Genomic DNA, 13,076 nt, shown 5'->3' with positions numbered 1-13,076 from the left:
GTTTCGCCCAGTGAGCCGCCAGCACTGGCAATCCCGCGCTTTCAGGTTTCCTCCATGATTTTGGCAGACCGCCGTGTGCGACTTTTGGGATGCTCATACGCCGATTGGCAGTGCATCCAAGGGTTGATGAGGTTAGCTGAAATCAATATGGAAGCCGGGTAACATGGCTCGGCGGTCCGCGACAAGTCGCGACTACCGCGGCACGGCGAGGACAGCGAACCGACATTGAAGGGAACATAGCATGAGTGCAGATCAGCAGAATCCGCAAGACCGGCAGAACCAAGACGCACAGGAAACCCAGCAGATTCAGGACGTGCAGCAGACACAGCCGATCACCGACGCGAAGGCATCTGTAACGGGCGGGAAAACCAACGGCGGCAAGGCATCCGTCGTGAATGCGCCCGCAGGCAAACCGTCCAACGGCAAGACGACGAATACCGGTGTCACGGCGAACGGCGACACCGCAGAAGCCCCGGGCATCGACGGGGTTTCCTGGAACTGGGCTGCCACGCATCGCGGCGAAGCGCAACCGGCAGATGCCGTCGCCAAAGCCTCAGCACAGGCACGGCAGGCCCCGGGCGGGCAGCCTCATCGGCCATCGCCGGCGCCAGAGCAGAACAAACAAGTGAGCGGCGCCGGCCAAGCGGCTAGGGCGGGTCAAGCAGCCGGTGCAGGTCAGGCGCAGGTCCCGCCGCAAGCATCACCGTACGGGTATGCACCCCAGTCTTACCCGCAGCAGCCCTACCCACAGCAACCGCAATATCAGTCGCCGTACGGGGTTCCCGGAGCGTACCCCGCACCGACGGGCACCCAGAAGAAGCCGAAAAAGCCGTCAAAAATCCGCACCTTCCTCGCCAGTCTCAACACCGGCACCATCGTGTTCGCGGCCGTGGCGGCACTGATCTGCGGACTACTCGGCGGCGTTGCAGGCGGATTCATCGTGCGCGCGGCCACGCCCAGTCGTCAGCAGCAAATCGTGCAGCCGTACAGCTACGGGCGCATGATGCCGGGCAGCTCGAACGGCTCCGGGTCCGGGCCGAGCAGCGGATCAAGCAACGGATCCGAAAGCGACGGCTCAAGCTCGTCCAGCGATGACAGCAGTCTTGGACTCGGACTTGGCGGAAGCAGCATCTTCAACGACACCGGCAGCATGTGAGTGAGTGGGCGGGCGCAAGTGAGCGGTCGGGCTATGCGAGCCACGCGGCCCCTTGGAATACGCGGCTGCGCGGGTCCACACGATTGCGCGCCGCGGCTGCGTGATTTGCATGACTGTGCAATCTGCGCGATTGCACGATATGCACGACTGCACGGCGTACGCGACTGCATGATCCGCACGACTGTATGATTTGCATGACTGTGCAATCTGCATGTCTGCATAGACCGCACGACTATACGATTTCAGCGACTGCGAATCCGCATGACTGCGGCAGTTCTCAAGGCCGTCGACCTTCGCTGCGACACCAGGGCTCAGATGCGTCAATATCCGCCGCACTCCCGTCGTGGACTGGATCGGGTTTCAACGTCTGATTCCCAATCCAGTCCGCACGGCCGTCCGTCGCAACACGCGCCCGCAAACCGTACCCAGCCGAGAACGGCGGAATACCAAGGTTCTTTGATTATCGCCGATCAGTCGCACAGTCGGACACACATCGATTCCAGTGTTCTCCTCGGCCCGAATCCGATTTCGGTGTTCGATTTCCGGATCAGTCCACGGAAACAGGCGGTTCGGCAGACGGACACAATCGACATTCATCCTAAAACGGCGGAATCCCGTGGTTCCCAGACCATGAGCAGCCGGCCGCCAAACCGGTCACGGCTCCGAAGCCGAACCAAATCCAATCTCGAGGTCCAATCTCCGAACCAGTCCAAGACAGCGGCGCCTGCGACAGACAATCGCCGCCCGTACACAGCCGGAACCAGCGGAATCCCGCGGTTCGTCGATTAAAATCGGCCGGCCGTGCAGCAAGGCACACACTGATTCCAGTGTTCCCCTCGTACCGAATCCGATCTCGAGATCCGATCCCCGAATCAGTCCACGGAAACAGGTGGTCCGGCAGATGGACGCAATCCGTATCAATCCGGAAACGGCGGAATCCCGCGGTTCTCGGACCATGATCAGCCAGCCGCCAAACCGGCCACAGCCCCGAAGCCGAACCAAATCCAATCTCGACGGCCAATCTCCGAACTGGTCCACAGGTAGCGGCCACTGCGGCAGACGGTTCCAACCGCGTCCACACGAAAACAGCGGGACACCAAGGCTCTTTGATCACAGCCAACCGGCCGCACAGCCAGGTGCACATTGATTCCAGTGTTTTCCTCGGACCAAATCCGATTTCGGAGTCCAATCCCCGAATCAGTCCCACCGAACCCACCCCGGAACAAATCATCAGCCCCAGAACCGGACGCAGCATATCTAGACACACCGAGACGACACGCGCAGAAGCGTCAATCCGGCAGCGAACTCTTCCACACCCGCCGTTACGCTACTTATCTCGTAGCGCTACGTGTCGCGTATCGCTTTTACCATTAAGGTATGCACGTCAAACAAGCAAGGGGCCGCCATATGAGGAATGCGTTGAAAATCCTGCGCCGCGATCTGCTGCGCTGGATCAAAGCCCCCACTGCTTGGGTGATTGCTTTCGGCCTGTGCCTCATTCCGCCGATGTACGCGTGGTTCAACGTGCGCGGCTTCTGGAACCCGTACAACAACACCAACGGCATCAAAGTCGCCGTCGCCAACAAAGACAAAGGCACCACCAGCACGCTTACCGGCAACCTGAACGCAGGCAAACAGGTCGTGGCCGAGCTGAAGAAGAATAAGCAAATCGGCTGGACCTTCATGAGCGAAAGCCACGCCTTGGAAAGCGTCGAATCCGAACGTTGCTATGCGGCGATCATCATCCCGTCCGATTTCAGCGATTCGCTCGTCAACGTGGTCACCGGCAGCGGCGATAGGCCCGAACTGAGCTATTACGTCAACGAAAAAGCCAACTCCGTGGCCACCAAAGTCACCGACACCGGCGCCAACACGCTTGATCAGCAGATCAACAGCAATTTCGTGTCCACAGCAAGCAAAGCGATTGTCAACATCGTCAACAAAACCGCCGACACCATCGACGACCAGGCGTCCACCGCAGGCGGGAGCGCGGCCAAAGATCTCAGGACCACGTCCAACAACCTGGCGACCATACGCCAGACCATGACCGACCTTGACACGACACTCGCGCAGGTACCCACGAAAACGTCGGCAGCACGCGCGTCCTTAAACACCGCAACCCAGCTGGCGGCCCAAGCCGGCAACGGACTGACAGGCACCTCGCAACTACTGAAAACCACGCAGACCAGCATCAACACCTTCACATCGGAATCCTCAACCACGCTTGACACCAGCTCAAGCCTGCTGTCGCAAGCCAGTTCGCAGACCAGTCTCACCGTCGCCGCCCTCGGCACGGCGCTGACCAAGGCGAACGGCTCGGTCCAGACCGCGCTCGACGCCGCCCAGAACGTCAGCGACACGAACGCCACCATCATCACAGAACTGACTGAGCTGAACACCGACCTGAACCATGCCGGAGTCGCCACCGACGCCGGCACCGCAGCGCTCAAACGCCTCCAACAACAGAACGACAATCTGCAAGGTTCCATCAGCGATTTGAACAACCTGAACCGCGACATCAACGACACGGTCACCGCCGGCACTACGGCATCACAATCGCTCAACGACGCCACGCAGAACACGCTGCAATCAACCGACAAAGCCCGCAACACCATCAACACGAAGGCCCTGCCAAAGCTCAACAGCGGGCTAAGCAGCCTCGCCTCGACCAGCGCAACCCTGAGTGCCCTGGTCACCGGGCAGGATTCACTAATCACACAAGTCAACACCGTGCTCGACCAGCTGGACCAGTCCGCTGCCAGCACGCGCAGCGCCATCAGCAGCGCCGGCGACAGCCTTGACCGTGTACAAAACAAAGTAGACACCCTGGCCACGGATCTGACCGCGCTGAGCACATCCAACGCGCTGAGCAACATCCTCGGGGAGAACGGCAAACTTGACGCCAAGAAGATCTCCGATTTCATGCTCTCCCCCACCGTGCTCTCCACAAAAACCCTCTTCCCGGTGAATTCATACGGCTCAGCCATGGCGCCCCTGTTCACCGCGCTCGCCCTATGGGTGGGAGCTTTCGCGCTCACCGTGATTCTGCGCACCGAAGCCGATGACGACGGCATCGAAAACATCACCCCAGGCGAACGCTATTGGGGCCGATGGCTGCTGCTCGCCATCCTCGCCGCCGGGCAAGGCATCACCACGACAGTCGGTGAAATGCTGCTCGGCGTGCAGGCGGTCAATCCGTTCGCGTTCGTAGGCACCGGCATCATCGTCGCGCTCGTCTACCACAGCATCATCTACGCGCTGGCCACCACCTTCCTCCACATCGGCAAAGGCATCGCCATCGCCTTGGTTATGGTGCAGATTCCGGGCGGAACCGGCTTGTATCCTATTGAGATGATGCCGAGCTTCTTCCGCAAGGTGTATCAGCTGTTCCCGTTCACCTACGCGATCGGCGCGCTGCGTGAATGCATCGCCGGCTTCTACGACGGTCAATGGCTCGACGACATTGCCAAACTCATGATCTTCGCCGTCGCGTTCTTCATTCTCGGCCTGTGGTTGCGGCCGAAAACCGCCAATCTCAACCGCCTGTTCACGCGCGAACTTGAGGAAGGCGACATGGTCGTCAGTGAGAAGATGGAGATGCCTGGCCGCACGTATGGTCTGACACAAATCATCCGCGCACTGGCCGGACGGGACGAGTACCGCGAGCGCATCGAACGCAGAGCCGCCCGCTTCACCATGCTGTACCCGAAACTCAGGCGGGCCGCACTCATCACGGGTATCGCCGTGCCGGTGATTCTCGCCGTTGTGCTGTCCATTCTCACGCCGAGCAGCAAGGTCAACGCCATGGTCATCTGGCTGATTTGGATTCTGCTCATCATGGGATTCCTTATGACCATCGAACTCATCAAAGACAACATCGAACGGCAGACGCGCCTAGGCAATCTTGACGAAGAGGCGATTCAGCAAATCCTGCTCGATGAACAGGACAGCCGCCCGAGCCGCATAGGAAGGCATTCCGCATGAAAACAGTGAAAACAGCATGGAAACTTTTCACCGGTGATATGCGGCGCATGTTCAGCAATGTTGTCTCGGTGATCATCGTGATTGGGCTTGTCGTCATCCCCGGCCTGTTCACCTGGTTCAACGTCGCCGCTGCTTGGGACCCGTTCGGCAACCTCAATCAGCTGAAAATCGCCGTCGCGAACACCGACAAGGGGTATAAGAGCAGCCTTGTCCCGGTGAAGGTCACTGTCGGTGACAGCGTGGTCAACGCGCTGCGAGCCAACGATCAGCTCGACTGGACCATCACCACCAAGGACGATGCGATTGACGGAGCGAAATCCGGCAAATATTATGCGGCCGTAGTCATCCCCTCCAGTTTCAGCAAGGACATGATGACGTTCTTCTCCGACGACGTGCAGCATGCGAAACTCACCTACTACACGAACGAGAAAATCAACGCCGTCGCCCCGAAAATCACCGGACAGGGTGCCGATCAGGTGGCTGCGCAGGTCAACCAGACCTTCGCGCAGACCATAGCTACGGTCGCGCTGAGTGTCGCCAGCGACCTGTCCGATGAACTTGGCAGCGAAAAGGCATCGAAACTGCTTACCACATTCAACGCGAATGTGGGCGATATGGCGACGCAACTGGGCGACGCCGCATCCATGCTCAACACCTTCGCCGGGCTTACTGACACCGCGCAATCCTTGATTTCCAGTTCCGACCAACTCGTGGACAGCGTCTCTGCGAGCGCGAAAAGCGCAAGCAGCTCGCTGAAAGACACCAAGCAGGGCATCAGCGACATCACCAGCGCTCTCAACACGGCGTCGAAAGCCCTGACCACGGCGTTCACCAACTCGAGTTCAAGCTATCAGGCCGTCGCCGATTCCATCGATTCCACGCTCGACAGTGCGGGGACAGGTGCATCGGACGCGTCCGCGGGGCTCAAACGACAGGCGGGCATTGTCGACCAGCAAATCGCGGAATTCCAAGCGCTCAGGGACAGCATCGCAGGCATCACCGTGCCCGACATGTCCGACACCGCGGCGCACGACCGGCTCGTCACCGCCCGCGACAACATCGTCAAGCAGCTTGACACGGCGATCAGCGCGCAAACCCAAGTGCGAAACGCCATCAATACCGCGGCGACCGCCATCGACACCGGGAAAACCGATGCAGAAGCGAAACGCGCCGAAATCAGCGGACTCGCCAAACAAGCCAAGCAGTCCATCAGCGGCCTGAAAACCAGCTATACCAAGGAAATCAGGCCACAAATCACATCAATCAACAATTCGATCTCCAGCGTGACATCCACGCTCGCCAGTGGATCGGACACTTTGGACTCCACGCTCAGCGACCTCGATTCCACGTCAAAAACTGCTGGCAAAGCGCTGTCCAACATGCGCAGCGTGCTGACATCCACCGCGCAACTGCTCGAGAAGAACAGCACCAAACTGAATGATTTGAACAGCAAGCTGGCGCAGGCGCTCAACAGCGGTGATATGAGCGAGGTGCGCAGCGTGCTCGGCAATAATCCGGAAACGCTGGCCGCGTCGCTTGCGGCACCGGTGAAACTCAACCGTAAGGCACTGTTCCCTGTGGAGACCTTCGGCACTGGACTCACGCCGTTCTACACCTTCCTGCCCCTGTGGGTCGGCGCGCTGCTGATGGCGGTGACCCTCAAGACGCAAGTGTCGGCGCGCATCCGCAAAGAGCTTGGCGACCCGAAACCCAGAGTCCTGTTCTTCGGGCATTACGGAGTGTTCGCGGTGCTGGGGCTGCTGCAAAGTACCTTCTCATGCGGCGGCACGCTATTGTTCCTGCGCGTGCATGCCGTGCACCCACTCCTGTTCATGCTCAGCGGGTGGCTCAGCTCGCTGGTCTACTCGTTCTTCATGTATGCGATGGTCGTGAGCTTCTACAACGTCGGCAAGGCGATCGGCGTCATCATGCTCGCCATGCAGATTTCCGGCTCCGGTGGAGGCTACCCGTTGCAGGTACTGCCTGATTTCATCACGTGGATCAGCCCGTTCCTGCCGGCCACGCATTCGATTATGGCGATGCGAGCGGCGATTGCAGGCATCTACAACAACGACTATTGGATTGCCATGGGCAAGTTAGCGCTGTTCATCATCCCGGCGCTGCTGGTGGGGCTGGTGATCCGCAAGCCGGTCATGCGGTTCAACCGCTGGTACGCGCACACGCTCGAGGCGACCAATGTCATCCAGTAGGTGATGCGCAGTAGGTGATGCGGAGACCGAGTCCGTACGTGGGGCTCGCGCGGCAGGTCATGTGGCAAGTCGCGTGGTGGAACGTACGGCAGCTCGCGCGACGGTCGCACGGTGGAGCGTGCGGCAGGCGGACGAGCGAACAGAGAGTAAGAAGAGAGCGGGAGAGAAACATCATGGACGACAATTCGTCAGCATCGAGACGGCTTGACGCGTCAACCACGTTGGAACAGGCGACCGTCACGGCGGTGGCTTCGGCGCAGACTCCGGAACGGGCGGCGCAACGAGCCCAGTCGCGAGCGCATATTCAAGCGCATTTGCAACGCGGCGAACGGCGTCGTGAGGAAACCGACCGGAAAATCCTGCAAGCGACACTGCAAATCGTGGCGTCACAAGGCATCGGTGCGGTGACCATCGAGGAAGTGGCGCGGCGTAGTGGAGTCGCCAAAACCACGATTTACCGCCGGTATCGCAACACCGACGACATGCTGCATCGTCTGCGGACCATGCAATGGCCCGAGAGCATCCTCGATACCGCGGATCTCGAGCCGAATCGTGGCAATCTGCGTCGCATGCTCGAATCCATCACCAGCCAGTTCGATGAGGAAATCGGGTTGAAAGCCGTCGGCGTGGTGCTGTCGGCGAGCAACGGGTATTTTGAGCAGATTGTCGCGCAGGTGATTCAGCCAGTCAAGCAGCACGTCAGCGACTTCTTCACCCGTGGGCAGCAGGCGGGAGTGTTCCGGAGCGGCTTGGATCTGAGCTTCATCTTCGCGACCATCATCGGCTCGATGATGGCGAACCATGCACTCACCGAAGAGACGAGCGCATCCTGGGCGGTGAAGATGACCGACCTGCTGTGGCCGATGATTGCGGCGTAGCGAGCGAGGCGGTTGCGGGCCGGCGGCTTAGTGGGGCGGTGTCCGGCGGGCTTAGTGGGCCGACGAGCCGAATCACGGCGATACCCGGCCGTCGTGCGACCGCCCAGTCGCACGGCAGACAGATATCCCAGTCGGTGGGCCAAATCACGGCAGTACCCGCGCACCGTGCAACAGCCCAGTCGCCCAGTGGGCGGATAACCGCCAAATTCCAAGAGTAAAGCCGGGTATCCGGCTGCCATGCAACCCAACAGTCACACAGCAACCAGAATCCCCCGGCTAGACAACCCGAAGTCGCATAACTCCCAACCCGGAACACGACAACAGGCCGTCCCAACCGGCACAGCCCCTCGGGCCAGCCGCGGCGGCGACAACAACCAGCCAACCAGCCATCAACCAGTCAGCCATCAGCGCCGCCACCGATATCTACGGGACAATCCGCAGCTTCCGCCCACGGTAGGGCGACATCAGCTGATGCACTGAGTTTGAACGCACCCAGCCGCTGCTTGTCCCGACACCTCGCGCATTAACCGCAACATTGACATGGTTGTCAGCAACCGTCACCATTCGCGGCAAACCATTGCCCCATTGCCATATGCCAATCCCGCAGCTTGTCTCCCGCCCATCCCTCGCGACCAACGCACCTTGCACGTCCCGCCCACTGCACATCTCCCATCCACTGCGCATCTCCCGTACAGCGCAGTTCTACCGGCGGCCTTCCAGCTTCACGCACTCAATGAACCAGCCCAACGCGGTGCGCAGATTGTTGTGATCAATGTCGCGACTGTGCTCGCGGAAATGCTTGTCGGCATTCAGCACCGCACTGACCCGCAGGACATCATCCAGGGTCCTGCACGAGAGAATGGAGTCGGGAACGGCGTTCATCGTCCGGCGGGAACATCCCATGCGGCTGAGAGCGGCGTGCGAATGCGCCAGAACCGAGCAATACCGATTCTGGGTGTTTTCCGAAAGCGGCTTCGGCGTGCCGTCAGCGGTCTTCCGCATGCGAGAGCCCGAGTTCTTGAGCATGTCGCGGAAAGCGGTCTCGTTGCGTGCGGCGCGGGTTGTCGAATGGACCGTGCCGTTATGATGTGGGGGAAGCGGCTCGTAGTACGGCTGCAGCATGTCCGGCACGGGCTCGGGGTTATCATTCCATGATTTCGGCTTCGGATCAAGCTCGACCATTCCAGAACCAAACTCGTAGCACTCGCCGTATTGTTCTCGAAGCTGGTCGAGAACGCTCTCCATTTCGCGGCAATCTTCCCACACAACCCTGTCGCCGAAGGAATCGGTAATACCGTACCCGTCATCCAACGGGCAGATGTAACGACGAGTACCACCATCGGGGATTTCAATCCAGTATTCGCAGACTTTGATATTGCGTGCCATCAGTTTCTCCTTAGTCCGTAGGTTCCATGTCGGGCGATGCCGCTTGTTGACTTCATGGCGCCGCTCCTCATGACGTAACTACGGGACAATCCGCCGATATCGGAGACACTCCGGCGTGTCGCCTGAAATACTGCGGTTTTGGGGAGACTGTGAGCTGCCGCGTTGACGACGAGTGCAGGGGACGCGGGGCTGATGACGGGCAACGCGGACGCCATCTCGCCGATTGCCGATGTGGCATAGCGGGAAACCACGCGTGGAATTGTTGGCATCTGCGGTATTTGTAGTACCTGCCGGAAGGTATCTCGCTTATCAGGGTTCACCGCGGGCCGATATCTGGGGTACGACCGTTGATATTCCGCGGATCATACTCACGGTATCGGGCAATGACGAACACAGATAGCGCAGATGCGTCTCGGGACGTACTACAGATAGGCGAGATACCGATGCCGACAGGCGCCAGCACCCAGGGCGCGTCCCGCTGACTCCCACTCAGATCCCAGCCGTTCGGCTCACGGGACACACCGACCGGCGCTGTGTGAGCGGATCCTCACACAGTGACACCCGACATCGCCCGGCTACAGGAACCGCGGGGTCTTGACCGTCACAGCGCGAGCCAATCCTCACACAACGACACTCCCAGACCAACAATCCAGCTGATTCCCACCGCCGGACCGGCACCGTGCGAGCGAATCCTCACACGGAGACACTTTCGGACCAACAAGCGGGTTGATTCCGACCGCCAGACCGGCACTATGTGAGCCAATCCTCACACGATGCAGCACCGAGCCAGCCAACCGGTCAGTCTTGTCTATGCAATCGTCCGCGGTGCGACAGCGCAGTCACACGACAGACAGATACCGATACGACCAAACCCCAAACCAGCCCTACCTGTCCGCCATGCAACACAGCAGCCGCACCACAGCCAGATACCCCGCCAATCACTCCGGCAACCAAACCAATCCACCCGCCGTGCAACCACACAGTCGCACGGCGGGTGGGTATCCAGCATGACGGCACACCGGCACGTCTACGCAGCGGCACAACGGCAACGCGGCACAACGGCAACGCGGCACACATCCACACCGCCGCCACACTCACGATTCCAGCACAGCCAGCACCTTGTGCTCGTCGTAGAATGCGAAGATGAAGCCGCCGATTGCGCACAACACGGCCGCGCAGATCGCCGCGACACGGTACCCGGTCCCGGCCGCCGCACCGATGGTGCTCACGCCGGTGAACAGCAGCATCGCCACGCTCTGTCCCATCTTCATGGCGAAGGTGCGGGCAGCATAGAACATGCCTTGACGGTCCTGCCCGGTGGTTTTGGCGCTGGCATCAGCAATGTTCGCGACGATCGCTTGCGGCAGAATGCCGAACGCCGCCATCGGCACCGCGCCGACCACTGACAGCAGCACGCCCTGCGCCATCGGCGGAATCGCGCTGATTACGCCGGAGCCGAGCAACCCTGCGAAGGCGAACGCGACCGTGAATATCACGAACGCGGCCAACAGCAGCCGCTTCTTGCCTACGCGGTTGGCGAGCACATTCACCGGCATGTAGAACAGTACGGATACCGCGGTCATCAGCACGAAGTACACGGTGGTTACGGATTCGGGCAGTTTCAGCAGGCTGGTCACAAAGAACGGCAATCCGGTTTGAAATGTGGTGATCGCTACCCAGTAGATCACGTCGGAACCGACAAAACGGCGGAATTGCACGTCACCGAAGGTCTGTTTCAACGATTCGATGGTCGATTCGCTGGTCGGCTGCGAACGCACGTAGCGTTTCTCGTCGATGGCGAGCGGCGGCACGAGCATGCAGATGAACGCGACAATCGCCATCAACGTGAAGGTGAGCCGAATGGCGGGCACGCGGCCCATCATCGGCACGAACGCACCCCAGATGACGGGCGCAACATAAGCCAGCGCAGTACCGGCAACCCACGTGAACGAGATGGCGGTGGAAATGGCCAGCTGCTGCTTGGAATTGTGGCCGAGTTCCGCGATCAGCGCGTTGTACGGTGTGCAGTAGAAGGTGAGCGCCACGTAGTAGGCGATGACGGCGACGAACAAGAAGGCCGCGTTCAGCCAGCTGGTGCCGTTGATCGGGCTCCAGAACACGAGCACGGTGATGATGGCGAGCGGTAGCGCGGCGAGGCGCAGGAACGGCATGCGGCGGCCGCGCGGGGACCGGCATCGGTCGGACAGGCTGGCGACTGCCGGGTCGACGAACGCGTCGAAGAACCGTGCGAAGGCGGTGATGCCGCCGACCACGGTTACGATGCCGAGAATGGCGAGGCCTTGCGGCACGAAGACGGTTTGGCCTTGGCGGATGGTTTCGGCGTCCGGCTGATAGAAGTACACGAGCCAGTTGGAGATGATGCCGGACAGGAGCGCCCAGCCGAACTGGCCGATGGCGAATGCGCGAATTTTGGAGCCGGGTAGGGATTGCGGGCTGGTTGCAGTCGTGTCTGCCGGGGGTTGTTGTTGTGCGGCTTGGTGCGTGCTTGCCGCCGCCTTGACGGTAGCGTCTGATACGTCTGATGCCGCTGATTCAGCGGTGGTGCGCATGCTTGCGCGTTGTGTCTCATCCATGAGAACGCCTCCGTGTCTCTGCCGGACTCCATTGCCGGCCTTCTAGCAGTCTACCGCGCATTCGCGTGCACTGCTGACGGTATGGGTATATGGGCGGGTGACATGAATCGTCGCCAACAGCGTTCAGAACAACGTTTGGCCCCGCACGTCATGTAACGTGCGGGGCCAAACTCTCAATACAGGTCATTCACTTGCGTGACAAACTGCCGCGCATTCCAATCCGACTGAGATAATCACTTGGCGTTGGACAGCGTGCCGTTTGAGGACTTGTACTTCACGTTAGGGCTGGATGCGCTTCCGCTGAGATTCGTATTCCAACCATCAATCTGATAGCTATTGGCGTCTGTACCAGCGGTAATCTTCAGTCCGTTGTCCTTAGAAACAGTGATTGTCTCACCCGTTGTACCCCCAGTAGCCAACTCACCGGTGGTAGCATTGACGCTAATGACGCAAGACGGTGCGTTGCATGTCAGACCGCCGGTTGGGATCTTAATCTTGCCGTTGTTCTCAGTGGAAATGGTCTCCAGTGCGAGCGATGCGTTCTTCACATCGGACTGGACCGAGGAACGCCACGCGGACTTACGCTGGTTCAGGTAGATCGGGACGGCCACAGCGGCGAGGATGCCGATGATGATGACCACGACGAGCAGCTCCACGAGGGTGAAGCCCTTCTCGCCCTTCTTACGACGGTTCAGCGCGTTCTGAACACTCTTCATGNTNCTCTCCCTAGAACAATTTCTCTTCTTGTCTTGGGCAATCCGCCATAGGATAACTCAAGATATAACTAAATATACTCCCATTGCCAGCTCGATACGAGCTAGAAACCCGCTGAATTGCCAATGGCATTTGTTAGACGAAACCCCTCGAT

Annotated in this window: 8 protein-coding genes; 4 read left to right on the top strand and 4 right to left on the bottom strand. The window is 59.9% G+C overall.

Annotated features, from left to right (window positions below; all coding sequences use genetic code 11):
- The first annotated feature begins 241 nt into the window (after positions 1–241).
- The 4 genes from CQR48_RS01105 (at position 242) to CQR48_RS01090 (ending at position 8,228) form a co-directional block, all read left to right on the top strand.
- A complete protein-coding gene (locus CQR48_RS01105) occupies positions 242–1,156 on the top strand; it encodes a hypothetical protein (RefSeq protein ID WP_101451702.1) in 915 nt (304 codons plus the stop codon).
- A 1,407-nt stretch (positions 1,157–2,563) separates the two neighbouring features.
- Positions 2,564–5,140, top strand: coding sequence for a YhgE/Pip domain-containing protein (locus tag CQR48_RS01100; RefSeq protein ID WP_101451701.1), 2,577 nt, complete (start codon positions 2,564–2,566; stop codon positions 5,138–5,140).
- A 5-nt stretch (positions 5,141–5,145) separates the two neighbouring features.
- Complete coding sequence (locus tag CQR48_RS01095; RefSeq protein WP_180334495.1) at positions 5,146–7,350, top strand: YhgE/Pip domain-containing protein; 2,205 nt, start codon at positions 5,146–5,148, stop codon at positions 7,348–7,350.
- A 173-nt stretch (positions 7,351–7,523) separates the two neighbouring features.
- Positions 7,524–8,228 carry a TetR/AcrR family transcriptional regulator gene (locus CQR48_RS01090; protein ID WP_180334482.1) on the top strand — a complete coding sequence of 235 codons (705 nt, stop codon included), beginning with the start codon at positions 7,524–7,526 and terminating at the stop codon, positions 8,226–8,228.
- A gap of 702 nt (positions 8,229–8,930) precedes the next feature.
- Here the strand turns inward: CQR48_RS01090 and CQR48_RS01085 are convergent.
- The 4 genes from CQR48_RS01085 to CQR48_RS01075 all read right to left on the bottom strand — a co-directional run bounded on the left by CQR48_RS01085 (position 8,931) and on the right by CQR48_RS01075 (position 12,924).
- Complete coding sequence (locus CQR48_RS01085; protein WP_101451698.1) at positions 8,931–9,614, bottom strand: hypothetical protein; 684 nt, start codon at positions 9,612–9,614, stop codon at positions 8,931–8,933.
- Positions 9,614–9,883, bottom strand: coding sequence for a hypothetical protein (locus CQR48_RS09230; RefSeq protein WP_143252443.1), 270 nt, complete (start codon positions 9,881–9,883; stop codon positions 9,614–9,616). The genes CQR48_RS01085 and CQR48_RS09230 overlap by 1 nt, the downstream gene beginning before the upstream one ends.
- Before the next feature lie 825 nt (positions 9,884–10,708).
- Positions 10,709–12,184: an MFS transporter gene (locus CQR48_RS01080; RefSeq protein ID WP_425513404.1), complete on the bottom strand. Its 1,476-nt coding sequence runs from the start codon at positions 12,182–12,184 to the stop codon at positions 10,709–10,711.
- Positions 12,185–12,441: 257 nt separating this feature from the next.
- Positions 12,442–12,924: a type IV pilin protein gene (locus CQR48_RS01075; RefSeq protein WP_101451697.1), complete on the bottom strand. Its 483-nt coding sequence runs from the start codon at positions 12,922–12,924 to the stop codon at positions 12,442–12,444.
- Between the last annotated feature and the right edge of the window lie 152 nt (positions 12,925–13,076).

It is taken from the genome of Bifidobacterium thermophilum, assembly GCF_002846655.1.
Lineage (GTDB): Bacteria > Actinomycetota > Actinomycetes > Actinomycetales > Bifidobacteriaceae > Bifidobacterium > Bifidobacterium thermophilum.
This window is presented reverse-complemented; position numbering and strand designations above follow the sequence as displayed.